This is a genomic window from Microbacterium halimionae (assembly GCF_011761265.1).
Classification (GTDB): Bacteria; Actinomycetota; Actinomycetes; order Actinomycetales; family Microbacteriaceae; genus Microbacterium; species Microbacterium halimionae.
This window is the reverse complement of the sequence record NZ_JAAOZB010000002.1, coordinates 225,370-249,823: the sequence shown is the minus strand read 5'-3', so window position 1 is coordinate 249,823 and position 24,454 is coordinate 225,370. Positions and strand designations below refer to the sequence as shown.

The window sequence follows — 24,454 nt, the reverse complement described above, 5'->3', positions numbered from 1 at the left end:
CCGAAACGCCTAGTCGCGAGGCGAAAGCAAATACTCGTTGATGGATGCCGTGAACTCGGCGTCCATCACGAGTTTTTTTGCGTTCAGGGCAGAAACCGGAGCTGCCAGTCGCACGCTCGAGACGAGCCACGCAGCATCCGCTTCTTCGAGCTCTGCTGCCGTGATCGTTTCGTACGTCGCCTCGTGACCCCGTGCCGTCAAGTGCTCAAAAACACTCATCTGCGTTGTGCCATGAAGGATGCCAGCTCCCGGCTGAGGTGTGATGAACCTGTCGCCGAAGCGCAGAATCACCGACGATGTGGGCCCCTCGAGCACAATGCCGTCGGACGAAACGAAGATCGCGTCATCCGCCCCTTGGCGTTTCGCCTCGCGGAGGGCTGCCATGTTGACGGCATAAGAAAGCGTTTTGGCGCCCAGCAAGAGCCACGGAGCACGCTCAGATGCGCCGCTGTCGAGCCCACGATCGAGCGTGACGGCTCGCACACCATTCACTCGCACCGGAGCGTTGTTGGGCGCTTCGGCCGCAGTCACCCACGCTGTGGGTGTGGGGCCATGCTCGATGCCGCGACTCAGGATGAGTTTGATCACGCACTCGCCCTCTGGGCATACGGCTGCGGTGACCTCGATGGCCTCGCGCCACTGTGCAAGGTGAGGCGCCGGCAAATCGCACAGGCGAGCAGAGTGCTCGAGACGCTCGAGGTGCGCGTCAACCTCTTGGGCATGACCGTTGATCACGCCGATCGACTCAAAGATGCCGTCGCCGCGTTGGGTACTCAGTTCACCGACGCTCAGCGCTGGCGCGCTTGGGTCTACCACCTCGAAAGTGTGGCCGTAGCCGGGCAGCGAAACGTCAGCTGCGAGCGGATCAATGAGCAGAGCAAAACGCCAAGACATACCGTCACCCTACGCCGGAAGGAATGCTCGTTGCCCTGCGCTTGTTACACTTGAATAGTCGGGCCGCAGTAACCCCGGGCTCCATACTCTGCCGCTTCGAGCGGCCTCGCGCCGAGAGGCGTTCTGCGGCCCGGCACTTATTTTTCTCTTCTCAGCTCGCTCTACGTGAGCGCATCGCGTCGCCAGAGCATCGCAGAAGCCGCGAGATCTGTCGCGTACGTGGTGAGGCGAAGTGCACGCGTGGTAAATGCTGACGCGCGCTCCGGTTCTGTCGCGTCATAATCGTCGGCAAGATGAGCGGCTCCCGATGCCTCTAGACGACAAAAAGCCGAGGCGCGCTCAAGGGCGACGGCGAAATCTCCCTGAAAGATGCCCCGCATGATCAGGTCGATGAGTGCCACGAGTTCTTCGGGGCCCGCGGGTGCGGGGGCTCCCGCGACGATTTCGTCGGCAGTCGACTCGTCGGTTCGGCCTCGTTCGTAGAGAAGCGCTGCTGTGTGCGGGTCCTCGTGGATCATGAGCTGCACGAGGTAGAGGCGCCAGAGGCTACCCGGCAACGAGCGGGCTGGCGATCGCGACCACAGTTCTGCGATGTCGTCGATGCCGTGATCGCGCGTGAAAGCGACCAGGCGTTCGACGACGTTAGCCTCTGGATCTTCGCGCACACGCGACAGGAGGGCCGCTGCGGTGCTGTGAGCGACGCGAGAGACCTCTGCGGGGTCGTCGGCGGCAAACAGTCGATCAAAGAGCTCTGCGGGCCGGCGAATGGGTTTGTGAAATTCCCTCGACTCATCACTCATCGATCAAGGCTACTCGCCAATCTCGCCAGCGATCTCGCTGCCCAGATTCGAACTACGCTCCGGTTTCGATCGCAATGATCGGAGTTGACGTGGGCTGGCCATCGGGTGAACCACCCGAAGCTTCCACCGTCACGGCGATGATGTCGCCCTCGTGCATTTCCCCGCTGAGCAGAGCCGTCGCTTCACCACCGGATGCGTCGAACACACCCGCCGCGATCGGTTCACCGTCGCGCACATACCAGAGCTCAAAAGCCTGCTCTTCGGTAAGAGTCGGCAGACCATCAGAGACGAGTACCGCGTCACCCTGCGAAACCGACCAGTGAAGTGTCGCTTCTCCCCCATCGTCGAGGGTTGTCATCGCGCTCTGCGCATCGTCCGCTTGCTCGATGCGATCAAGCGCCACGACCGCAGGTGGCGTGTTGAGCTGCTGCGAGACGTACACGGCACCGCTTCCGATACCCAAAACAAGAGCGAGGGATGCCGCGAGCGCGAACCACGCCCGAGAACCCCAGCGCCCACGAGCTGGGCGAGAAGGTGCCGCAGCATCCTGCGATTCGGTCACCGCGAGAGGTATCTCTGAGTTGATTTGCGCGAGAAGCGCAGATCGAAGAGCAGTCGGTGGAGAGACCGCCGGGGTCGCATCGGCGAGCGCTGACGCCGTGATGATGTCGTCGGTGGCGAGATCCGCCCATTCGGGGTGCGCTGCGAGAGCGTGATCGAACGCAGTCTGGTCTTCGGGTGACAGCGCGCGAAGCGCGTGTCCTGCCGATAGTTCAGCAAATTCTTCTCGGTTCACGATGTCACCCCCATTTCTGCTCGCAGCCTGGTGAGGCCGTCTCTCATTCTCGTCTTGATTGTTCCAAGCGGAGCCCCGACGAGGGCTGAAATTTCGCTTTGACTGTACCCGCCGTAGTAGGCAAGAGTCAGAGCTTCTCGTTGTGCTTCGGGCAGCGTCGAGACAGCTTGGGCCACCCGACGTCCTTCGATGCGCAACTCCGCCTCCTCCGAGACGCCGTCATGTGCGACGCCCATATCTTTGAATCCCGCACGCACATCACGATCAGCACTTGACTGCGCTGACCGCACACGGTCAACAGCTCGTCTGTGTGCCATCGTGAAGACCCACGATCTTCCTTGGCCTTTATTCGGAGCGAACTTGCTTGCGGATTGCCAGATCTCCAAGAACACCTCTTGGAGCACCTCTTCGCTCTGCGATCGATCAACGAGCACACGCAGGATAAGACCGAACACGCGCGAAGAGATCATGTCGTAGAGGCGAGCAAAAGCGGTTTGATCGCCCTTAGCTACAGCCAGCAAAAGCTCAGCCACGTGATCGACTGAGGCGCCCGAATCTTCGGGTACGTCGAGGCCGTCAATCACCATGAGAACCAGCATGCCTTACACCCGGTGCAGATATGAATCGCCGCCCCGGGATTGACACAGGAATACGGGCCGCGGCATCCGATTTAAAAAACTTTCCATCCGATTCGACGAGGGTCTCGAAGACCTTATGAACGTCGCAGACAGCGGCGAGCACCACACATACGGAGGAAGTCATGCTCAGCACCAAGACTCGAATCAGCGCCGGACTCTCACTCGCCTTTGTTGGCGCACTCGCACTGTCGGCTTGTTCCGGCGCCGGGAGCACCACCGACGACACGTCATCGGAGCCGATGGACTCGTCGACGCCGATGGCCGAAGAGACAATGTCGTCTGACGCGTACGCGAACCTCGTCGGTGCCGGTTGCGCCGACTACGACGCTGCTGTTCCCGATGGTTCGGGTTCGGTTGCCGGAATGGCTGAAGACCCGGTAGCGACCGCTGCCTCGAACAACCCGATCCTCACCACGCTGACTGCAGCTGTGAGCGGCGGCTTGAACCCCGACGTCAACCTCGTCGACACACTCAACGGTGGCGAGTTCACAGTCTTCGCACCCGTTGACGACGCGTTCGCCAAGATTGACTCGGCGACGATCGACACACTTTCCACCGACAGCGACCTGCTGACATCGATCCTCACTTACCACGTGGTTCCCGGTGAGATCGAGCCCGCCGACATCGTCGGTACCCACGACACAGTTCAGGGCTCGACCCTTGAGGTGACCGGCAGCGGTGACGATCTCATGGTCAACGGCGAGTCGATGGTTATCTGCGGTGGAGTACAGACCGCTAACGCGGTTGTGTACCTCGTTGACACGGTACTCATGCCCCCGGCCGAGTAATTAAACACCTTTAAGCGGCGGGGCCGCTGACATCTCTCAACAGATGCCAGCGGCCCCGCCGCTTTGTCACGAGCAGTGCCGAAGGCAAGTAAGATAGTCCGGTACGGGCCTGTAGCTCAGTCGGTAGAGCATCGGACTTTTAATCCGCGGGTCGTGGGTTCGAGCCCCACCGGGCCCACCACATCTGCCTTATTCGAACCAACAACCCTGAGATAGAGGTTGGAAGGTTGTGCATCAAGCGCGTCGGTTTCTGAACACCTTAGGGAACTGTTCGGGCGTGAGGAACGAGCTGGTGACAGTTTGACCTGCCCCACGGAATAGGTTCCAGTTTGGGTGGCTAATTGGTGGCCTGATCCGGAAGGCTCATCATCATGCCCCGTCCCTATCCGCCGGAGTTCCGTGCCCGCGCTGTAGCGCTGGTGCGGGCCGGTAAGCAAGCCAAGCAGACCGCGTTCGAGCTTGGTATCCATGCCGTCACCCTGTCGAACTGGATCCGCCAGGACGACATCGACAACGGCCGCCGGCCCGGAGTTCCGACGTCGGAGTCCGCGGAGCTGCGCGAGGCCCGCCGACGCATTCGCGATCTCGAGACCGAACTCCTCATCGTCCGGCAAGCGGCGAAGTTCCTCGACGAGGAGCGTCCCCGCCCAAAAGACTCTTCCCGGTGATCGACCGTCTCGCCGACGCCGGGATTCCGATCGATCGCTGCTGACGGGTTCTCGGAGTCGCCCGGCAGCACTATTACCGGCAGAAGCGAAAGCCGATGACGCAATCCGAGCTGCGCCGACAATGGCTGACCGGCCTGATCCGGGAGGTTCACGTCGCGTCCCGCGGCACCTACGGGTATCGGCGGGTGCATGCGGAGCTGACGATGGCGATGGGAGTGAGCGTCAGCGGCAGAACGGTGTTCAAACTGATGCGTCTCGCCGGCATCTACGCGCTCCCAGGCCCTATCCGCACCAAACGGCTCCGTGGCGTGGTCACCGTCGGTGATCTCGTGAACCGGAAGTTCGCCAGGGCTCGTCCGAACGAGCTCTGGGTCACGGATATCACGCAACATCGCACGCGGGAAGGATGGCTCTATTGCGCCGCCGTCCTCGACGCTTATAGCCGCCGGATCATCGGTTGGTCGATCGATTCCAAGCAAGACTCCGCTCTCGTCGTGAACGCGCTCGACATGGCCGTCCGGAACCGCCGGCCAGAACCCGGAGGGATCGTGCATGCCGATCACGGAACCCAATTCACCTCCTGGGTCTTCGGCGAGAAGATCCGCTCGGCAGGGCTCCTGCCCTCGTTCGGTTCCGTCGGTGACGGGCTCGATAACGCGATGATGGAGAGCTTCTGGTCCTCGATGCAGATCGAACTCCTGAACCGGAAGAGGTGGAACACCAGGGTCGAACTCGCCAACGCGATCTTCGAATACATCGAGATCTTCCACAACCGGCAACGCCGACATTCGGCGCTCGGCTACCGCACCCCGATCAAATACGAGACACTCAGAGAGAACAACATCCTCGCCGCCGGTTAGTCACCACCACCGGAACCAAAAACGCGGGGGAGGTCAGTTTCGGTTTAGGCCGCGAGTGTGAACGACTCGGTTGGTTTGACTTCGAACTCGATGGGCGTCAACTCGCCGAGAGCGTCCTGGGCCCGTTGCCGGTGATACTTCCGCTCGATCCAGACCACGATCGCGAGGCGAAGCTCCTGGCGCGTGGCCCATCATTGTTGGTTCAGCACGTTCGTGTGCAGAAGCGACCAGAACGATTCCATGGCGGCGTTGTCTCCGTCGGCGCCGAGGCGTCCCGTCGCGCCGATCATGTCGTGGCGGCGTAGTTCGCGCGCCATGGCACGGCGTCGGAACTGTCTGCGTCTGTCAGCGTGCAGAATGCATCTGGCGACGTCGCCTCGGCGGGTGACGGCGTTGCGGACGGCGTTACCGGCGATCTTCGCCGTTATCCCGTCCGAGATCGAATAGCCGACGATCCGGTTGGAGAACACGTCCTTGATCGCGCAGCAGTAGAGCTTGCCCTCACTCGCTTGGATTCCAGCAGTCGTCCGATGCTCCGTGATGTCCGTGAGCCAGAGCTTGTTTGGGGCATCGGCGCGGAAGACCCGCTCCACATGGTCATCGAATACCGGCGGACCCGCGCTCTTCTCCTTCCCGCGCCGGTGGCGCTGCGCGGACGAGAAAATCCCGCCTGTGAGCACAGTTTCAATGCCGTCCGTCGGCTCTTTCGCCACCCGGCCCGCCGGGCCTCGCCGGCCAGGTATCGGTGTCCGAACGTCGAGCCGTCGTGGTGCGCGTCATGAAGTGCGTTGAGGCGATGCGCGCGGAGGATGTCCGCGTCCCGGATCGGAGCGTTGCGCCACCGGTAGTAGGGCTGTCTTGCGAGTTTGAGGACGCGGCACGACACCGGGACGGGGATCGCCGCTTCGGCGAGCTCAGATACGAGCGGGTATGTCATTTTGGGGAGCCACCGAGTTTCAGATTCGCCTGCGACAGATACGCCGCCGCTCTCACGGCGACGAGCGACCGCGGAAACGCCCTCGCTGAATTCTCTGGGAAAAGGACCAGGCATGATGACGTCCTCCCCGCCAGCGCCTCCCGGCACTGGCGATCAGTCGTCACCGATCCGTTCCTCACGCCCTAGCCATCTGCCTCGCTAGGTGATTCGCCCTCTGGAGCGGTTGGCTCTTCGTCTTCGTCTATGCCTGATTGCCGGTGGGGCATCCATGCCAGTACAAGCGAAAGGAGCAGTGCAGCAAAACCTGCCGTCCTCAGGCACCAGATGAATAGCGGTTCCACCTCGACGCTAATGGCAAGCAGTACTGAGGCGAGTATTGCGAGAATACCGGCAGCAAGCATTCCGAATCGCCACCTGTGAGATGTCGTCAAAGGCCCCACATACTTCCGGCACTGTACTCGCGTCCCCAAAGGATGGATGCAGAAGCATCCCCGAGCATTCCGCCGCCGACCGCTGCGAGCAGTTCGACACCGATGCAGGCCACGACGGTCACACACAGCGGCGCGGCACCCACACCAAGAAGGCCCGAAAAGACAAGTCCGAAGGCCACCGCAGTCGTCTGATACCCCACTTCCCGCCAATCAACAGCTAGCCCGCTGGGGTCACTCCAGTTTGTTGGATTGCCTTCAGCGTAGAGGAAGGGATTCGCTTCCTGACCGCTCGGGTCCATCTGAGTGAAGCGACCCGTGCTCGGATCGTAGTAGCGCTCCCCGAGCTTGTAGAGCCCTGTGCTGTCCTGGTGCTGTCCGATGTAGCGGAGCGTGTTGGATTCAAGCGGTGTATTGGTGCCCGTGTAGCGTTCCTCGCCGTATGGGCTATACGAATATCCGCCTATGGCGGTGCCCGTCCCGTCGAACAGACCCACCTGTGAGCCGATGTGGTCGGCAACGTAGTAGTGCCGAGTTGTCGCACCAAAGCTGATGCCGGCGCCGTCAGGAGAACGTGTGAACTTGTTAGCCGCCCCTGAGTCTGAGGCCTGCATCGTGCCGAGGGCACCATTCTCGTAATCGGTTGTGCCGGAGGATTGGCGGTCGGTGTTGCCGCCGCCGAAGTATTCCTGGGTGGTGCCGTTGATGGTGGTGGCTTGGCGTTGATCGTTGTAGGTGATGGTTTGGCCGGTTTGGCCGTTGCGGGTTTGGTTGCCGGCGTTGTCGTAGGTCCAGGTGGTGGTGTCGTCGGTGGTGGCGGTGATTTGGTTGGCATCGTTGTAGGTGTAGTCGATGGTGCCGGCGGGTTCTCCAGTGTCGCCGACGCGAGTTTGGGTGGTGCGGTTGCCGGCGTTGTCGTACCCGTACGTCCAGGCCGCGGTGACGGTTGACCCGTCTTTTTCGTCGGCTTCGGTGAGTCGGTTGCGGGAGTCGTAGCTGTAGGTGGTTACCGCTCCCGCGATGATGCCTTCCTCTTTGTGGGAGGTGCGGGTTTGGATGTTTGTCCGGTCGTCGCCTGATCCGGGGGCGGCGTAGCTGTATCCGATGTCGACGGCGGTGGTTCCGTCGGCGGCTTTCGCGGTGATCCGGGTGGGTCGGCCAGCCGCGTCGCGGGTGGTGTCGGTGTGGGCGCCGGCGGGGTAGATGCGTTTGGTTTCGTTGCCGTTGTCGTCGTACTCCAGCAGCACACACCCGGAGTTCGCGGCGGGGAACCCGGCTGCGGGGCAGGTGCCGCCGGGTTCCCGAATGGAGGTGAGCTGGTTGGAATCGTCGTATGCGTAGGCGACGGTGCCGGCGCCGTCGGTGAAGGTCAGCATGTTACCGACACCGTCGTAGGTGTACTCATGCTCGTAATCCGGGTATTTCTGCAGGGTGATCCGGCCGAGGTCGTCGTACTCGTAGCTGACCTCGCTGGTCAAGTCGATTTCCCGACTCGCCTACTCGCTCGTCCTGCACGCACAGATCGCACCAGGGTTATCAGGAAGATGATCGACCATGAGGTAAGGAGAATGAGACCCCAAAGTCTCGCCTCGGGCGCGACGATCAGCGTAACAACGCTGGTGACTATGAACAGCGCCGAGATGACCAGAACAGCTCTCACGAGCGACTCCTGACCACAGGCCTGAACCGCCCAACGTGACTGGCGCAGTCTCGATATTCGTTCACCTAAGCCTCGATCTTCGAAGGTATTTTGTTGTCAGAACTAGCGATATGACCGTCACTGCGAGTCCCGCTGACATCGCTACGACGATCAGACCGAAGATCCCGCTATTCATCTCGGCAATGACACCTGTGGCAACCGCGGTCATCAACAGTAATACCGCGATGGAGAAGGCGAAGCTCAGCGCCCAGAGAAATATGCTCCACCTACGAAGCTGCGCGATCGACATAGATGGGGCGCTCCTTCACCAGTTCTGCAAGCGCTATCACGGTGCCGAGGATTCGCTCGCCGCCGACACCCGTGTCACGCGTCAGGGTGTTCGTCGTCTTTCCGATCCTTGCGCCGAGATGAGACGGAAAGATAGGTAAGGAGGCCGACCACTGCTGCTACCCACACGAGGTCTAGAGCTGCACTAGCCGGATCCGGACTCCATGCAACGAGAAAGATGCCCGCCCCTACTGCCACGGGGATCAACAGCCAGATCCACCTAGTCGCTTTCCTCAACATGCCCGCACCGCATTGGCAGCGTAATAGACGGTCCGTGCGATGCCGTAGGCGAACAGCGTCGAAGCAATAACGCCCGAAAGCAGAACGTTTCCTGAAGCTCCAATCGCGATGAGGCCCACGAAGCTCACGGCTACGAGTGCGGTACTCGCGACCAAAGCGGCAGCGGCTCCCGCGCATGTCGCAAATCCCGTTGGGTCACTCGAGTTTGTGGGGTTACACGCGGCATAGACGTAAGGGTTGGATTCTTGCCCGCTTGGGTCGGTCTGGGTGAAGCGCCCGAGCGCCGGATCGTAATAGCGGGCTCTGAAGCGCCCCAGGTTTGATGCCGCATCATTTTGAGTTGGAAGGATGTATGTCATGCCGAAGAAGATCGATCCCGCGCTCCGTGAGCGCGCTGTCCGGCTGGTGCGCGAGCATCGTTCGGAGTATCCCTCGTTGACGGCCGCGTCAGCGGCCGTTACCCGCCAGGTCGGCGTGGGCCACGAGTCGGTGCGCCGGTGGGTGCTGCAAGCCGATATCGACGACGGCACCCGCGACGGGATCACCAGCGTCGAGCATGCCGAGATCAAGCGGCTCAAGGCCGAGAACAGTCGCCTGCGGGAGGATGTCGCGATCCTGAGAGCTGCGACGACTTTCTTCGCGGGGGAACTCGACCCCCGCAACCGTTGATGCTGGGCTTCATCGACACGATGAGAGCCGAAGGTCACGCGGTCGAGTCGATCATCCGGGTCCTGCACGCGCAGGGCGTGAAGATCGCCGCGCGCACCTACCGAGCCCACCGGCAAGGCATCGTCGCAGCGCGGACGATCACGGACGCGCAGGTCCAGGACGCTGTCCGCGCCGCGGCCTGGACCATTGTCGAACGCAACGGGACGATGCGTCGCGTGCTGACTCCCGAGGGCCTCTACGGGCGGCGGAAGATGACCGCGCTGATCCGCCGCACCACGATCCCCGGCGCGTCCCGTGGCGCGGTCGACCGGGCCATGCGAGGCCTCGGGCTGTCGGGCATCCGCCGCGACAAGAGCATCCGCACCACGATCCCCGCCAAGGACGGGGTCCGTGCCGGCGACCTGCTGAACCGCGACTTCACCGCGCCCCGGCCGGATCACACCTGGGTCATGGACTTCACCTATTGCCGCACCTGGGCGGGCTGGGTCTACGTCGCGTTCATCGTCGATGTCTACTCGCAACGCATCGTGGCCTGGCACGCACAGACCACCAAACAGGTTGAGCTGGTGATGATCCCGGTGCGCATGGCCCTCTGGGAACGAGCGCGTGATGGGCACCCGGTCCAGCCCGAGCAGCTGCGGGCACATTCGGATGCCGGGTCTCAATACGTTTCGCTGGCCTACACCGAGAAGCTGGCGCTCGATGGCATCGCGCCCTCGATCGGGTCTGTCGGCGACGCGTTTGATAACGCACTGATGGAGACGATCAACGGGCTCTACAAGACCGAGTGCATCCGCACCACCGTATTTCACGACGGCCCCTACCGGACCATCGCAGACGTCGAATTCACGACCGCCGGCTGGGTCGACTGGTACAACACTCGTAGGCTTCACCCGAGAGCCGCAACCCGCATAGGAGCGGCAGAAAACCTGGGGCGCTTCACCTAGCGGATCTGAGCGCAAGATCAAGACAATCAGGATCCCCAGAAACAACGTTTCAGCGGCGATCAGATTCAGCAGCAGGAAAAACCCACGCAACAGGATGTCGGGAACCAAAACCGTATCGAAACTTCCCGTTCCTACCACGTTGCATACTCCCTAGGCTGTTGCGGAAAGTTCAATCTGGACAAGCCGACGACGAGGTCGTCCCATCGGGCTGCAACCAATCATCTGCGGGGGCTCCCTCCGACGGTATCCGGAAAACAGCCGACGCGATCGTCTCATCGCCGTCGAAAAACGCGATATCGAGTTCGCTCCCTGGGGCGAGAGTCGGCGTATTGAACACCTCGGCTCCATTAGACCCTGGCGCACCCGCAACAAAGGTGGTCCCGGGACTTACGCTCTGCTGGGTATCAAGAGACCAAAACTCCGTCCACTGCTGAGATGTTGATCGCCCTCGCTCCAGCCCGGAAATTCTGCTTACGTCGCCGTCTACGCAGATCGCAACCTCGAGCGACCCCTCGGTGTCTCTCAGCGCAATCGGTCCCTGGAACATGTGTGGATCGCACCCGGTTAGCGCGAGGCAAAGAACGATCAGGAAAGATACGTGGGCAAGGCTCCTCATATCACCGACCATAATTCCGATAGCCCGAACTCTGCACGGGTCCAGCCGCCCGCGCCCTCTGGAGAGAGGCCTCCCATCGGACGAATCCGCCGGGTTGTCTCGCCCGCGCTGCGCTTCTATACGAAGCAAACTCTGCGCGGAATTGGAGATTGGTCAAAACCGAATAATGGCCAAGAGTCGCTAACAAACCCAGAGCGATTCAACGCCCGCCTTCATACCTGGAAACGAACGTGCTTGATAGCTAGAGCAAGCGTGATGGGAAGCCAAGCAGCACAACCTGCGATTCCCGAGCCAAACGCGACCAGCGAAACGACCTCAACGCCGGACAATTCCATCGACACGAGAACCCCTGAAGCTGGCGCTATTGACGTTGCCATGCAAGTCGCGACAACGAATGTGATTTCCCAATGCCCCGCCGGACGCGACACGCTGCGCAAGAATAGATACAACCCGCCAAGCAACACAAGCTGAACACTCAGAGCCCACGCAAATAGCGGAACAAGCTGAGTCAGCGCATCCGGCCGTAACTCCCAGCGGCCGCTCAGGAGCGGCCAACCCGCCGTACCGTCGTCGACAACGAAGAACGCCGCAATAACAGCCAGGGAAACACCCTCCGCCCACCAAAGTCGACCGCGGTTCATTCTCTCGCTTGGTGCAAGCACGTCAGCCTTCTCATTGTCGTTTAACTATGGCCTCACCACACCTACCTTGACAGGGCCTTCGACGGAGAGTGATGCACCCGACGTTGCAAGTGTTGTGAACCGGCCGCCTGCCCAAGCGGAGCGGCTTTGACTATCTGATTCCATCAGACACAGCACCGCCGGTTTAGCGCCACCCCGTCCAGGCGAAGTCAGGTCCCTTTGGTGGGGATGCTCCTACGAGGAAGGAAGGAGAAGCAGAAGGACCCCTGCGCCTAAGACGATGAGCGCGCATACGATCGCAGCGAGGGCGTAGCGTGCGCGACGGGCTTTTTGTGATGGTGTTACCGGCAACAAGGTCGTACGTGCCGCGATCATCAAAACAGCAGCCAACGCCACCAGAATTCCGAGAAGAGTCGCCAAAACCGATAACGGAATAGACAAAGACTCTGGAAAAGTACCGTTTCTCCGCAAGAGCGCAGCCAGATTGAACAGCACAATAACCGCAACGGGAAGACCCACCGCGAGCTGCGCCCTCAGCCGAGCCGGGGTCGACTTCTTTATTGCGGCTTTCTTGCTCCGCTCCATAGGCAGAAGGAGAGGCGACTTCTCCATAAATTGCGCGAACCAGAATGCGGCAGGGCGCGCGATCACTAACAGAACTCCGCAGATACCAAAGAATATCGCCGCCCACGTCAAACCGAGAAAACCGGCAATGCCGACAGCAGAATCACTCATAGCCACTCAATGCGAGAACTCGTAGCCCATCCAACCAGCGCGACATCATTTCGATTCAAGAGCCGCACGTACCCCCAAAATAGTGAGTCCAGCCTAGCGAACGAACGCGCTTCCTCTCGTTAGCCATCATCGGTCCTCCGTCAGAGGCGCGCATAAAGAACATCTACGCGGCCGTCGCCACCGAACGGTTGAGCTGGTCAACCAGCGGTCCTAGTAGGTCTTCTTTCATCATCTTCGGTAACCACGCCGTCCACTTCGAAAGCGGCACCACAACAAGAGCGGTTGAAGCTCGATTCGAAAAACGTATCCGCAACGTAGGAGTGGTAAGAAGCGGGAAATCCACACTTCCGATCTCGAACCGCGTGTCGACAAGGTCCATGCTGCCCACAAATCTTTTTCCCTTGTAGATCAACATCTGCCTGCTCTCGACAACCATGCTGTAGTACACCGGGAGTCTAAGAGCACGTTTGGAACTCACCACCTGCGCAAGCACTTCCCTCTGGTCTTCGCCAATCATGCCGACGAAGAGCAGCGCAGCAGGGTGCCGCTCACGAAGTACCCCAAGCCCGCCAAAAGAGTTCCGACGCAGGAAGAAAGTCATCAGTGCAAAAATCGCGAAACACACCACGACCGTCAGCACGAGGATCAGGACGGTCGTGGCAATATCGTCGTACTTCTCGCCAGCTTCGTATAACGAGGCAATTGCCCGCGCGGAAAGCAAGACCACTCCAACGATGCCCGCAGCCCAAATAAGTGCGACATTGCGCCTGTTTCTTACTCCCATATGACCGGAAACTCTCAAATAGCGGTGGCAAATCCTGCAGGGAAAACGCCGCGTTCGGTGCCGGACGGTTGTGCCTGCGCGTGGAGCTGCCCCGCATCTTCTACGACAAACGAAAAACCCGCGATAGAACTCTCAGCGGCGTGAACGGGCTGCACAGCTATCGCAGGGACTCACAAGCGATTCGGTCCTTGTCAGCATCCAAGCCGAAGACGTCGCCGTAATACCGGTAGTACTTGTTGAAAGCCGCTTGCGCAGCCGCTTGACTTGCGAAGTCACTGCAGTTCTTGTTGTCCGCCGGCCGGCTTGGTTTCGCAGGCGCGGCGGGCTTTGGCGGTTTTGGCGGTGCCACAATCATCGCCGTCGCGGTCGACGTGCGAGACACAGAGACGTATCCTGATTTCGATCCGGTCACTCGCAGCGTGATTTTCTTGCCCACTGCCGACGCTGTTGTCGTGTACGTCGCGCCAGTTGCCTTTGATAATGCCTTGCCGTTCGCGTACCACTGGTATTTGAGTGTGGTGCCGCTCGTCCACGAACCCGGTTTTGCAGAAAGCGTCGACCCAGCTTTGACGGAGCCTGAGATTTTCGGTGTGGATGCCGCGAGAACCTTCGCGGTGGATGTCGACGTCTTCGCGACCGTTGTGAAGCCTGACTTCGAACCGGTGACCTTCACAGAAATTTGCGCGCCGGCTCGAGCCGCAGTCACAACATATGTTGACGAGGTCGCACCCGAGATTGCTTCGCCGCTCGCGTACCACTGGTATTTGAAGGTCGTGCCGCTTGTCCAAGAACCACGCGAGACCGTCAGTTTCGAACCAATCGCAGCTGTGCCAGACACCTTCGGCGTCGCTGCCAGAAGCACGAGGGCTGCGCCTGACGATGTGCGTGAGACCCATGCATACCCCGATTTTGTGCCAGCGACCTTGACCGAAATAGCCTTACCCGCAAGCGACGAGCTGACCGTATACGTCACGCCGGTCGCTTTTGAAATCGCCTTCCCGTCCGCGTACCACTGGTATTTCAGGGTCGTCCCGCTCGTCCACGACCCCGGCTTCGCCGTCAGTTTGGCACCTACAGCGGCAGAGCCGGAGATTTTCGGTACCGGCGACGCGAGCACCCGCGCCGTCACTGACGATGTCTTGGAGACGGATGTGAAGCCCGACTTGGCTCCGGTGACCTTCACCGATATCTGAGCTGCGGAAAGCGACGACGTGACGACGTACGTCGAAGATGTCGCCCCCGAGAGAGCTTTACCGCTCGCGTACCACTGGAACGAGATCGCTGTGCCGATCGTCCAGGAGCCGGTAACTGCCGTGAGCTTCAACCCGATCGCGGCGGTGCCGGAGATTTTCGGCGTCACCGCGGCGAGAATGCCTCCCGCAACCACCGAGGTCGCGAGCGAAGTCTCTGATGCCGATTCAAAGCTTTCCTTTGCCCCGGTGACCTGCACAGAAATGCGCGTGCCAGCCATCGTGTTCGCGAGCTTCAGCGTCGCTTGTGTCGCGGATAAAAGTGGAGCATCGTCAGCAAACCATTGATAGGAGAAGCTCGCGCCTGCTTCCCACTCACCCGGGTTAACAGTCAGCGTGGAACCGACTTTGGGCGTTCCCGAAATTGTCGGAATATCCGTCAAGAGTGACGAAACAACGTCGATGGTGGGCGATGTACTCGGCTCGACGGTCACGCTGCCACTCGGCTCGGGCAACGGCGATTCTGCAGCCATCGCTTGCTGTGGCATGAAACTGATCGATACCGCAACCAGCGCGGTCACGGCCAACTTCGCCGAAGAACGCGTGATGCGCGCGCGCAATTTGCTGCTCATCGCAGCACCCCCTACTACCCCCAGGCGCCGTTGCGGAGGACTTCGGCCGCGTCGACGTAGATGAATGCACTGTTGTGAGCGTCAACTCACGCACAGCTAATGAATACCACATTCATGGGCCCGACGAGACGTCAGAGATCGTCGGGGCGAGCGAGTCGCCGCAGCCCGGACAGCATCGACGCAAAGCCTTTCGGGCGAAACCGCACAAGCTGGCCTAGCGTGGTCAATGTCGGAGGTATGTTCGATACTTGAGTCATGTCAGAGAACACGACCACACACCACTCGGCCGGGGCACGCACCCGGGCTGAGATTGTGTCGTCGGCAGAATCTCGCCTGGCGCAGATCGCGCAGCTGCAGGCAGGACTGGCAGAAGATTTCGCAGAAGGCGGGCGTATGGCCCTCGCGGAGATGCGCCTCATTCCGTCACGTGAATCGCGGGAGCGCGAGATTCCGATGCGATCCATGGCCGCAGAATTCGCGGCGGCATTGCGGATGTCGGATCGCACCACGCAAAACCGCATCGACGAGGCGATGGAAATCACCGAACACTACCCCGAGACATTCACGTCGTGGAGCGCGGGGCGCATATCAGAACGGCACGTGCAAGAGATCCTGCGAGCGGGCGTGAACCTCACGGATGCCGCAGCTAAAGCCCGGTACGACCGCGACGTCGTAGCGGTTGCTGAGGCCGAGACACCGGGGAGGCTGCGGGGTTTTGCTGTGGCGTTGGCGGAGAAGGCACAGCCGCGCACTCTTCAGGAACGCTTCAATGATGCGAACGCGACGCGTACGGTGCGGGTGTTCGATCTTGCCGATGGGATGAGTTCGATCAATGCGGTGCTGCCGTCAGTGCAGGCGCACGGGATCTTCAACCGACTCACGCAGCAGGCCCGAGCATTGAAGGACTTCCAGGCTGGGCGGTCTGACTACGGCACGAAGATTCACGCCGAAGATGAGCCTGTGGTGGATGATCGGCGGACGACGGACCAAATCCGGGCCGACCTGTTCTCCGACATGCTGCTCACCTCGGTGCCGAGTCTCGACCCACTCGCGGGCGATGATTGCGGCGGGTTGGGTGCGATCCGGGCGATCGTGCAGGTCACGGTGCCTGCGACCACGCTGGCGGGCACCTCATCGACGCCCGCGGACCTGTCGGGCTTGAGTCTCGTTGATCCCGAGAGTGCGCGGCGGGTCGCCGGTACCGCTCCGGGTTGGGATCGAGTGTTCACTCGGCCCGTGACAGGCACAGTGGTCGCGGTCGATCGGTACCGCCCAAGCGATCAATTGAAGCGGCAGCTCAGGGCACGAGATCAACACTGCAGATTCGTCGGATGCCGCATGCCCACCCACCGCTGCGACATTGACCACACAGTAGATGCCGCCCTCGGCGGACCAACGCATCAACACAATCTGGCGCATCTGTGTCGAAGGCATCACAGTTTGAAACACGCGAGCAGGTGGACGGTGAAGCAACGCGGCGACGGGGTTCTGGAGTGGACGTCACCGACCGGGCGAAGCTACACCGACAAACCACCCGGGGTCGCATTCGAACCTGATTTGCCCGAGTCACCTGATTTGCCCGATCCGCATCCGCCCTTTTAAACGCGAGGTGGCGCCAGGCGCGCGATCAAGCCAACGTCACGAGCTCGACCTGGACCTGGACCTGGACCTGGGTATCAACCTCGACCTCGACCTGGGTATCAACCTCGACCGACCAGCCAGAGCCGGCCCCGGTAGCGCGTGCGCTTCAAGAGATGGCGCCGATGAAGGCCTAGGTCGGGCTGGCGGCGGCCCGATCGCGGTCTTCTTGCTCGCGCTTCGCGAACCACCTGGCTATCGGCACGTCGGTCGATGAGTGCGCAATGATCGAGAACGAAATCGCAACCACGATGATGTGGAAGAGGTGTGTGGCATCCACGAGCCCGCTCTGCAGCACGAGGAGTCCATAAAGCACCGACGCGAAGCCCTTGGGCCCAAACCACGCTGCGGTAGCCCGCTCTTCCCACGGCAGCCGACTACCGATAAGCGACACTTCGACCGCGAGCGGGCGAGCCAGCACCAGCGTGAGAGCGCAGAAGATGTAGCCCCCTATGCTGACGTCACCAAGAACGGCGGGCGAGATCAGCGCTCCGAAAACGAACAGCGCCAGGAGCTTGACCACTTCGGCCACGTAGTCGCCAAACTCGATGAACGAGTCTCGTACCTCTGGCATAGCGGTGGCAATCGTGATGCCAGCGGCAAACGCTGCGAGATAAAGGTTGGCGCCGGTAGCTGTGCTGATGCCGAAGATCAGGCACGCAATCGCGACAGGCGTCAAAGACGCATACAGCGGGGTGGAGGGGAAGAACCGAAGCTTCACGAGCAGTGCAACCAGCAGCGTCACGGCAACACCCAAGACGATGCCACCGACAAGCTCAAGCGCAAGAAGTCCGAACTCGGTCTGCTGACCATCAGCGATGGCCAAGAAGATCAATACCGCCGGCAGCGCGAGGCCGTCGTTGAGCCCTGACTCCACACTCAGCAGATGGCGGATGCGGCCAGGAATCTCTTCCCGGCCGACGATTGCTGACGAGAGCACTGGGTCGGTCGGAGCAAGGACAGCGGCTACTAGGGCAGCTTGAATCCAGGGCACACCGAGGAGGAGCATCCCGAGGAACGCCGTAACCACGAACGTGAGTGGCATGCCAAAGAGCAGCGCCCGACCGGGCAAACGCCAGGCACGGCGGAGATCCCCCACAGCGATGCGCTGGCCGTCGGTGAAAAGCACAACGAACAGCGCGAGCTGAGCGATCAGGCTGACTGCCGGATCTCCCGCTTCCAAATTAATGACGCCAAGAACACCATCGCCGAGTGCGAAGCCGGCAAAAAGGAACAGCACAGCTGTCGATAACACCGTGCGATTCGCGATCCCCGAGATGAGGATTGCGACCAGGAGCACCGCCCCGAAGGCGATGATCATTCGCGAAGTGGAGTCTGCGCCAGCTCAGCGCCCGCGTGAGCGATCTCGGCAAGAGCTGAGTCGCTCGATTCAGCGTGAACCCCCGCAACAAGATCGGTAAACACCCGCACGCGCCTACCTGCAGCTACCGCGTCAAGCGCAGATGCCCGCACGCAATAGTCGGTGGCAAGACCAACGACGTCGATATCGAGAATGCCGTGTTGTTCCAAAAGTGCCGTCGCGGTGAGCCCTTCGTCGCTCGTCGCTTCAAACAGAGAATAGGCCGGCTTTCCTTGGCCCTTTTTGAGGTGGTATGTCACAAGCGACGTGTCGAATTCCGGGTCATATTCGGCCCCAGCGGTGCCAGCAACGCAGTGCACAGGCCAGGTGTCAACGAAGTCTGGCGATTCCGCAAAATGGCCGCCATTGTCATTCGAGCCGTCGTGCCAGTCTCGGGATGCGACGATGATCTCGTAGTCACCGGCATGCTCGGCGACAAACTTCGAGATGCGTGCAGCCACGGCATCCCCACCTTGAACGCCTAAAGCGCCGTGTTCGGTGAAGTCGTTCTGAACGTCAACGATAAACAGTGCCTTACTCATGACTCGAGCGTACGTCGGTACTCGGCTCGTGTCATCGTCTCGGATGCCTCATCTCCCGACTGCTCGAGAGTTTCAGGGCCGTGGCGCCACAGTTTAGACGGCCACCAGATCGCACGGCCCATGTCGTAAGCCACCGCCGGCACCAACAGTGAGCGGACGATAAACGTATCGAGCAGCACACCGAAGGCCACGATGAACGCCAGCTGCGCGAGGAACAGGATCGGGATCACGCCGAGCGCGGCGAAGGTGGCAGCCAACACGAGACCAGCGGACGTGATGACGCCGCCCGTGGCGACAAGCCCACGCAGAATGCCGCGCCTCGTGCCGTGACCGAGCGCCTCCTCGCGCACTCTCGACATCAAGAAGATGTTGTAGTCGACACCGAGGGCGACGAGGAACACGAATCCATAAAGCGGAACGGCTGGGTCGGCGCCGGCAAAGTTGAAGAGGTGGTTGAAGACGAGCGCGCTCACCCCGAGCGCCGCTCCAAACGAAATAATCACGCTGAGGATCAACAGCACCGGAGCGATAACCGCGCGTAGCAACAGCATCAAGATCAGCAGGATCACAATGAGCACGACCGGAATGATCAGAGTGCGGTCGCGAATCGACGTGTCGTTCGTATCGATGTCAGTCGCGGTCACTCCCCCGACAATCGCCGTACCCTCGCCGAGACTGTCGCCCAGCGACGTGCGCAGCTCGCGGACGGTGTCTTCTGCGGCCATCGAGTCTGCGGCATCCGTAAGGGTCGCAACGACCAACACGTCACCGTCCGAAACCGTCGCTGTGGGCGCCGCGGTGCCGGGCGGGCCCACGGCCGCAAACACTGGCGCGCCGTCTTCAATAGTGACGCTCGCTTGACCCGTCGGTGAGTCTTCGGATGAGACAGCGACGGCGTCAATTCCCGACGACTCATCAAGCACGGTGACGGTTTCGGCCAGGTCGTTCTCGGGCACGATCACGTAGGCCGGGCTTCCAGACCCACCCGGAAAGTGCTCACCCAGCACATCTTGACCATCACGCGCTTGCGATGCGCCAAGAACAAGATCGCTCGTTGGCACACCGTCAGCTTTGAGCTGCAGAATGCCCACGGATGCCGCAAGCAACACCACCGTGCAGATGATCCATACCGGGCGTGCGTGACGCGCGATAAAGCGCGCCTGGCGCGGCCAGAGACCCTTCACGGGCTGAGTGAGGTCGTCCGGAATCGCCACCATGCCGTGCTTCGGAATGAACGGCCAGAATGCAGCGCGGCCAACAAGCGCCAGAAGCGCCGGCAAGAACGTCAGGGCCGAGAGCATCGAGAACGCAATGCCGATCGAGGCAATGGGGCCGAGCGCGCGGTTGGTGGCGAGATCAGAGAGCAACAGGCAGAGAAGACCTGCGATGACGGTGCCACCGGAGGCGAGAATGGGCTCAAATGCTCCTCGCCAGGCCGAGCGCGTGGCATCCCATCGGTGTTGTCCTTGACCGATCGATTCTCGGAACCGCGCAACATACAGCAGGGCGTAATCCGTCGCCGCACCGATCACCAGGATGAACAGGATGCCTTGCACCTGACCGTTGAGTACGAGAATTTCGGCTTTGGCGAGCCACCACACGGTCAAAAGCGCAACGCACAGCGCGAACGTCGACGTCAACAGCACAAGCACGGGAAGAAGCGGCGAGCGGTAGACGATGATCAAAATGACGAACACAGCACCGAGCGCAACGAGGAGCAGGAGCCCATCGATCCCGAGGAAGCCAGCAACGAGATCAGCGGTGAACCCCGCAGGGCCTGTGACCCATGCGTCGAGTCCAGCCGGTAATTCGTCGGCGATCATGGTGCGGAGCTCTCCCACGACATCGCCCACGTCATCCGCAGCGCTCAACGGCACGAAAATTTGCGCGGCTTCGCCGTCGTCAGAGATCACCGGGGGCGACACATCGCCCAAAACCCCGGGGAGATTGCCGATGTCTGTAACGAGTGTCTGTAGGTCTGCGATCTGAGCATCGGTCAATTCGCCATCACCGGTCACAACGACGAGAGCCGGGATACTGTCGTTGCCGGTGAAGTCGGTGAGCCGTTCAGTGACCTGGGTAGCATCTGCACTCGAAGGCAGGTAACTCGATTGATCGTTGCTTGAGACTTCGTCGACCTTGCCGAAGTAGGGCCCACCGACAGATCCGCCGATGAGCCACACAAGCACGAGAAGAACAGGAATACCGACTCGAAGCCATCGCGTCGGTTGCACACGTCGTTCGTTCGCCATGTAACTAGCTTATCTAGCGAAAAGATATTTTCGCTAGCCCCTTTAGGCTGGCCAGAATGTTCTCTGCTGTCGTCGCGCTTGTGGGCGCGCTCATCTATGGCTCCGCCGACTTCCTCGGCGGCCTTGCCGCGCGTCAGCTGAAAGCAATCGTCGTGACGGCAACAGCTGCCGGCTCTGGGCTGATGCTCTTGCTTGTCGCCGCGCCGTTTTTCGGTGGCACGTGGAACCGCGAAGACGTCATATGGGGTGCACTATCTGGCATTGCAGGAGCGCTCGCTATCGGCCTGCTCTACGCGTGCCTCGCAATCGGGCCGATGAGCATCCTCTCGCCGCTGACGGCTGTGGTCTCGGCAATCGCCCCCATGCTCTGGGGGCTGCTGATCGACGGGGAGACACTGGCATCCGTGGGATACATCGGCCTCGCACTCGCTGTTGTCGCGGTCGTGCTCGTGGGCTTCATTCCGGGGCAGCGGACGGTACGACCCTCGGCGCTCGGGGTCGCGATGGCGATCGGTTCTGGTCTGTCTATCGGGGCGTTCCTCATACTGATCAACCACACATCAGAGAGCAGCGGACTGATTCCGTTGGTTATTAACCGTGCCGTCAATACCGCGATTACGGGGTCGATTGTGGTCGCGCTCATTGTTGTTGCGGTTCGCCGCGGCGAGGGTGCAACATCTCCGCTTCGTCCGCGCGCAGTCGGCACTGCAGGGCTCCGACGCGCGTGGATGCTCGCAATCGGCTGCGGCGTCACCGATGCCCTTGCGAACGTGCTCTTGCTCATCGCGCTTCGCGAAGGACAACTGTCGATAGTTTCGGCCCTGACTGCCCTGTATCCGGCCGGAACTATCCTGCTCGCGGCCATCGTGCTGCGAGAGCGGATCGCGCCGGTACAAGCGATCGGCCTCGTTCTTGCCGTCGCCGCTGGCGCGCTGCTTGCAATCGCGTAGGGGTTTATCCGCGTACGAAAAGCAGAATGAACGAGACCGCCACAGCCACAATGCCGAGCGCAAGCAACCCAGCACCGAATAGACCAGTGGCTCGAGCGAGGGGCCACCCGGGTGTCACACGATAGCGACTAAGGCTTCCGCGCCGGCAGTAGATATCGATCATGTCGCCGTCGACGCGCTCGATGTGCTCAGGTCGCAAGACAACCCGGCCAACCTTGCCTGTGTCGTCAAACCAACGCGCGACAGTTTCATCGCTATCGGTATCGCTATCGGTGTCGACATCCCTATCGACATAAGCGCGTATTGGCACCCAATGCCCATCGGCAAGATGGAGGATAACGGCCGCGATACTGACGAGAATGCCAGTACCGATACCTACCCAAGACATAATCTCGAGCAGCATGTCTACGACGTGTTCCATCGCAGCCTCCAGGCGTACGCCTTGTTGTGGAGACACCTAAGCGAATCGTACCCTAGCCCGTGCCGTTCCGGCGGTCGTGCTCGATTACGAACGGCGGATTCACGCGGGTTCCACGCCCAGTTCGATCAGCGCCTTCGGGTCGGTTGGGGTGGCTCGTAGGCACGCGGTGGGCACGAGCAGCAGCTTCGTGGGTGGTGCCTCAAAACAACGGTGACGGCAGCGTCTCAACACTGCGTCCACACGCGAGCCGGAGTCACTTGGTGTCCGCGCGGGGCACCAGACGCGTCAGCTGCGTGACGTGCGAAGGCTGCAACTCGTCGAGCGATGACACACCCAGCAGCGTCATCGTGCGCTCGATCTCGCTGCGCAGGATGTGGATGGCGCGATCGACACCTTCGCGTCCGCCGGCCATCAGCCCGTAGAGGTAGGCACGGCCGATGAGGGTGAACTTCGCCCCGAGCGCGATGGATGCGACGATGTCGGCGCCGTTCATGATGCCGGTGTCGACCATCACGGTGGCGTCCGGTCCCACTTCGCGCACCACCTGTGGCAGCAGGTGGAAAGGGATCGCCGCCCGGTCGAGCTGGCGGCCGCCGTGGTTCGACAGCACGATGCCGTCGACACCGGCATCGACCAGGCGCACCGAATCTTCGACGTTCTGGACACCCTTGACCACGATCTTTCCCGGCCACAGGTCTCGGATGACCGCGAGGTCGTCGAAGCTGATCGTCGGGTCCATGGCCGCGTTGAGCAGATCGCCCACAGTGCCCCCGGTGTCGGTCAGTGACGCGAGCTCGAGCTTGGGTGTGGTCAGGAAGTCCACCCACCACCAGGGCCGCGGGATCGCATTCACGATCGTTCCGAGCGTCAGCTGCGGCGGGATCGAGAAGCCGTTGCGTTTGTCGCGCAGCCGCGCTCCGGCGATCGGGGTGTCGACGGTGAACATCAGGGTGTCGAACCCGGCCGCAGCTGCGCGACGGACGAGTTCGTACGAGATCTCGCGCTCGCGCATCACGTACAGCTGGAACCAGTTGCGTCCGGCCGGGTTGGACGCCTTCACACTCTCGATCGAGGACGTGCCGAGGGTAGAAAGGGTGAATGGGATGCCGGCGGCTGCAGCAGCGGATGCGCCCGCGATCTCGCCCCCCGTCTGCATCAGACGAGTGAATCCGGTCGGCGCGATCCCGAACGGCAGGGCGCTGGGTCCGCCGAGGATCTCGACGGACGTGTCGGCGTGCTCGGCGGGACGCCGGGTGCCCGGGTGGAACTCGATGTCCTCGAACGCATGGCGCGCGCGGGCGAGGGACAACTCACCCTCGGCGGCGCCGTCCGTGTAGTCGAAGGCGGCCTTGGGCGTGCGGCGCTTCGCGGGAAGACCCAGAGTGCTCAGAAGGTCGCGGTCCCATGCACCGTCACGGACACCGAACAACCCCGTGGTCGACGCGTTCGTGGCCTCGGCGCGCTCCGTGCCCGTGAACCAGTAGGCGAAGAGGTCGGGAATGAGCAGCAGCCGATCGGCGAATTCGAGAAACGCCTGACGTTCTGCGGCGAGCTGATACAGGGTGTTGAACGGCAGAAACTGCAGACCGTTGCGGGCGTACAGGTCGGCGTGGGGCGCGCGCGCGTGCACTGCATCGACGCCCCGGGCCGTGCGCGCGTCGCGGTAGTGGAACGGGTTGTCGAGCATCGAGCCGTCGCGCAACAGCGCGTAGTCGACGGCCCATGAGTCCACGCCGATGATGTTGTTCGGGCCGGCGAACACCGAGTTCTTGGACGAATGTAGATGACATCCCCCCACCCATCCCCTGGTTGATGAGAGCCTTGGCGGCAGCCTTGGCGACGAGGAACGACCCCTTCGCCATGACGTGGTGCTGCAGGTCCCAGTCCTTCTCGGTGGTTTCGAGAAGGGGCTTCGACAGCGACAGACCCGCGTTGTTGACCACGAGGTCGATGCTGCCGAACGCGAGCAGTGTCGCGTCGATCGCGGCCTGAACCCCCGCGGCGTCGGCGACGTTCGCGGCCACGCCGACCGCGCCGTCCT

Annotated in this window: 20 protein-coding genes, 1 tRNA gene and 4 pseudogenes; 6 read left to right on the top strand and 19 right to left on the bottom strand. The window is 61.5% G+C overall.

Features of this window, described 5'->3' with window-relative positions:
* Window positions 1-9: 9 nt before the first annotated feature.
* From FHS06_RS08945 to sigK, 4 genes are all read right to left on the bottom strand, one after another.
* Entirely contained in the window at window positions 10-894 is an 885-nt protein-coding gene (locus FHS06_RS08945; RefSeq protein ID WP_167048541.1) for an aminodeoxychorismate lyase, read from the bottom strand.
* Between the two features lie 161 nt (window positions 895-1,055).
* Entirely contained in the window at window positions 1,056-1,694 is a 639-nt protein-coding gene (locus FHS06_RS08940) for a DNA-directed RNA polymerase subunit beta (RefSeq protein ID WP_167048539.1), read from the bottom strand.
* Window positions 1,695-1,746: 52 nt separating this feature from the next.
* Window positions 1,747-2,490, bottom strand: a complete 744-nt coding sequence (locus tag FHS06_RS08935) for an anti-sigma factor (protein ID WP_167048537.1) — start codon at window positions 2,488-2,490, stop codon at window positions 1,747-1,749.
* The gene (gene sigK, locus FHS06_RS08930) at window positions 2,487-3,089 is read right to left on the bottom strand and encodes an ECF RNA polymerase sigma factor SigK (RefSeq protein ID WP_182486478.1); all 603 of its coding nucleotides are present in this window, start codon (window positions 3,087-3,089) and stop codon (window positions 2,487-2,489) included. The genes FHS06_RS08935 and sigK overlap by 4 nt, the downstream gene beginning before the upstream one ends.
* A gap of 161 nt (window positions 3,090-3,250) precedes the next feature.
* On the opposite strand from sigK, the gene FHS06_RS08925 reads away from it, so the two are divergent.
* The 3 genes and pseudogenes from FHS06_RS08925 (at window position 3,251) to FHS06_RS08915 (ending at window position 5,444) form a co-directional block, all read left to right on the top strand.
* Entirely contained in the window at window positions 3,251-3,916 is a 666-nt protein-coding gene (locus FHS06_RS08925; protein WP_167048535.1) for a fasciclin domain-containing protein, read from the top strand.
* A 105-nt stretch (window positions 3,917-4,021) separates the two neighbouring features.
* Window positions 4,022-4,097 (top strand) — tRNA-Lys (locus FHS06_RS08920).
* Window positions 4,098-4,287: 190 nt separating this feature from the next.
* Window positions 4,288-5,444, top strand: a pseudogene (locus FHS06_RS08915) (IS3 family transposase).
* Between the two features lie 44 nt (window positions 5,445-5,488).
* On the opposite strand, the pseudogene FHS06_RS08910 reads toward FHS06_RS08915, so the two are convergent.
* The 4 genes and pseudogenes from FHS06_RS08910 to FHS06_RS08895 form a co-directional block, all read right to left on the bottom strand.
* Window positions 5,489-6,495 (bottom strand): annotated as a pseudogene (locus tag FHS06_RS08910) (IS3 family transposase).
* Between the two features lie 313 nt (window positions 6,496-6,808).
* Window positions 6,809-8,287 carry an RHS repeat-associated core domain-containing protein gene (locus tag FHS06_RS08905; protein ID WP_167048533.1) on the bottom strand — a complete coding sequence of 493 codons (1,479 nt, stop codon included), beginning with the start codon at window positions 8,285-8,287 and terminating at the stop codon, window positions 6,809-6,811.
* A gap of 243 nt (window positions 8,288-8,530) precedes the next feature.
* A complete protein-coding gene (locus FHS06_RS08900; protein WP_167048531.1) occupies window positions 8,531-8,758 on the bottom strand; it encodes a hypothetical protein in 228 nt (75 codons plus the stop codon).
* Window positions 8,759-9,029: 271 nt separating this feature from the next.
* Window positions 9,030-9,395, bottom strand: a complete 366-nt coding sequence (locus FHS06_RS08895; protein ID WP_167048529.1) for an RHS repeat-associated core domain-containing protein — start codon at window positions 9,393-9,395, stop codon at window positions 9,030-9,032.
* Here FHS06_RS08895 and FHS06_RS08890 point away from each other — a divergent pair.
* Window positions 9,394-10,598: pseudogene (locus FHS06_RS08890) on the top strand (IS3 family transposase); the annotation flags it as partial. The gene FHS06_RS08895 and the pseudogene FHS06_RS08890 sit on opposite strands and share 2 nt — an antisense overlap.
* Before the next feature lie 223 nt (window positions 10,599-10,821).
* On the opposite strand, the gene FHS06_RS08885 reads toward FHS06_RS08890, so the two are convergent.
* The 5 genes from FHS06_RS08885 to FHS06_RS08865 all read right to left on the bottom strand — a co-directional run bounded on the left by FHS06_RS08885 (window position 10,822) and on the right by FHS06_RS08865 (window position 15,250).
* Window positions 10,822-11,199: a hypothetical protein gene (locus FHS06_RS08885; RefSeq protein ID WP_167048526.1), complete on the bottom strand. Its 378-nt coding sequence runs from the start codon at window positions 11,197-11,199 to the stop codon at window positions 10,822-10,824.
* Between the two features lie 281 nt (window positions 11,200-11,480).
* Window positions 11,481-11,930 carry a hypothetical protein gene (locus tag FHS06_RS08880; RefSeq protein WP_167048525.1) on the bottom strand — a complete coding sequence of 150 codons (450 nt, stop codon included), beginning with the start codon at window positions 11,928-11,930 and terminating at the stop codon, window positions 11,481-11,483.
* Window positions 11,931-12,143: 213 nt separating this feature from the next.
* Complete coding sequence (locus FHS06_RS08875; RefSeq protein WP_167048524.1) at window positions 12,144-12,644, bottom strand: hypothetical protein; 501 nt, start codon at window positions 12,642-12,644, stop codon at window positions 12,144-12,146.
* 163 nt (window positions 12,645-12,807) lie between these two features.
* The gene (locus tag FHS06_RS08870; protein WP_167048523.1) at window positions 12,808-13,365 is read right to left on the bottom strand and encodes a hypothetical protein; all 558 of its coding nucleotides are present in this window, start codon (window positions 13,363-13,365) and stop codon (window positions 12,808-12,810) included.
* A gap of 220 nt (window positions 13,366-13,585) precedes the next feature.
* A complete protein-coding gene (locus tag FHS06_RS08865; RefSeq protein WP_182486477.1) occupies window positions 13,586-15,250 on the bottom strand; it encodes an excalibur calcium-binding domain-containing protein in 1,665 nt (554 codons plus the stop codon).
* A gap of 255 nt (window positions 15,251-15,505) precedes the next feature.
* Between FHS06_RS08865 and FHS06_RS08860 the strand changes: the two genes are divergently transcribed.
* Window positions 15,506-16,852: an HNH endonuclease signature motif containing protein gene (locus FHS06_RS08860; protein WP_167048522.1), complete on the top strand. Its 1,347-nt coding sequence runs from the start codon at window positions 15,506-15,508 to the stop codon at window positions 16,850-16,852.
* A gap of 169 nt (window positions 16,853-17,021) precedes the next feature.
* On the opposite strand, the gene FHS06_RS08855 is transcribed toward FHS06_RS08860, so the two are convergent.
* The 3 genes from FHS06_RS08855 to FHS06_RS08845 are packed head-to-tail and all read right to left on the bottom strand — an operon-like array spanning window position 17,022 to window position 21,042.
* On the bottom strand, window positions 17,022-18,209 hold the full coding sequence (locus FHS06_RS08855; protein ID WP_167048521.1) for a cation:proton antiporter: 1,188 nt from the start codon (window positions 18,207-18,209) through the stop codon (window positions 17,022-17,024).
* Window positions 18,206-18,790 (bottom strand): isochorismatase family protein, encoded by a 585-nt coding sequence (locus FHS06_RS08850; protein ID WP_167048520.1) that lies wholly within the window; start codon window positions 18,788-18,790, stop codon window positions 18,206-18,208. Before FHS06_RS08850 ends, FHS06_RS08855 begins: the two co-directional genes overlap by 4 nt.
* Complete coding sequence (locus FHS06_RS08845) at window positions 18,787-21,042, bottom strand: MMPL family transporter (protein ID WP_167048519.1); 2,256 nt, start codon at window positions 21,040-21,042, stop codon at window positions 18,787-18,789. Before FHS06_RS08845 ends, FHS06_RS08850 begins: the two co-directional genes overlap by 4 nt.
* Window positions 21,043-21,098: 56 nt before the next feature.
* On the opposite strand from FHS06_RS08845, the gene FHS06_RS08840 reads away from it, so the two are divergent.
* Entirely contained in the window at window positions 21,099-21,992 is an 894-nt protein-coding gene (locus tag FHS06_RS08840; protein WP_167048518.1) for an EamA family transporter, read from the top strand.
* A gap of 4 nt (window positions 21,993-21,996) precedes the next feature.
* Here the strand turns inward: FHS06_RS08840 and FHS06_RS08835 are convergent, their stop codons facing one another.
* The 3 genes and pseudogenes from FHS06_RS08835 to FHS06_RS08825 all read right to left on the bottom strand — a co-directional run.
* The gene (locus FHS06_RS08835) at window positions 21,997-22,449 is read right to left on the bottom strand and encodes a hypothetical protein (protein WP_167048516.1); all 453 of its coding nucleotides are present in this window, start codon (window positions 22,447-22,449) and stop codon (window positions 21,997-21,999) included.
* A 217-nt stretch (window positions 22,450-22,666) separates the two neighbouring features.
* On the bottom strand, window positions 22,667-24,175 hold the full coding sequence (locus FHS06_RS08830; RefSeq protein ID WP_310734800.1) for an alpha-hydroxy-acid oxidizing protein: 1,509 nt from the start codon (window positions 24,173-24,175) through the stop codon (window positions 22,667-22,669).
* Window positions 24,152-24,452: pseudogene (locus FHS06_RS08825) on the bottom strand (SDR family oxidoreductase); the annotation flags it as partial. The gene FHS06_RS08830 and the pseudogene FHS06_RS08825, both read right to left, overlap by 24 nt.
* Between the last annotated feature and the right edge of the window lie 2 nt (window positions 24,453-24,454).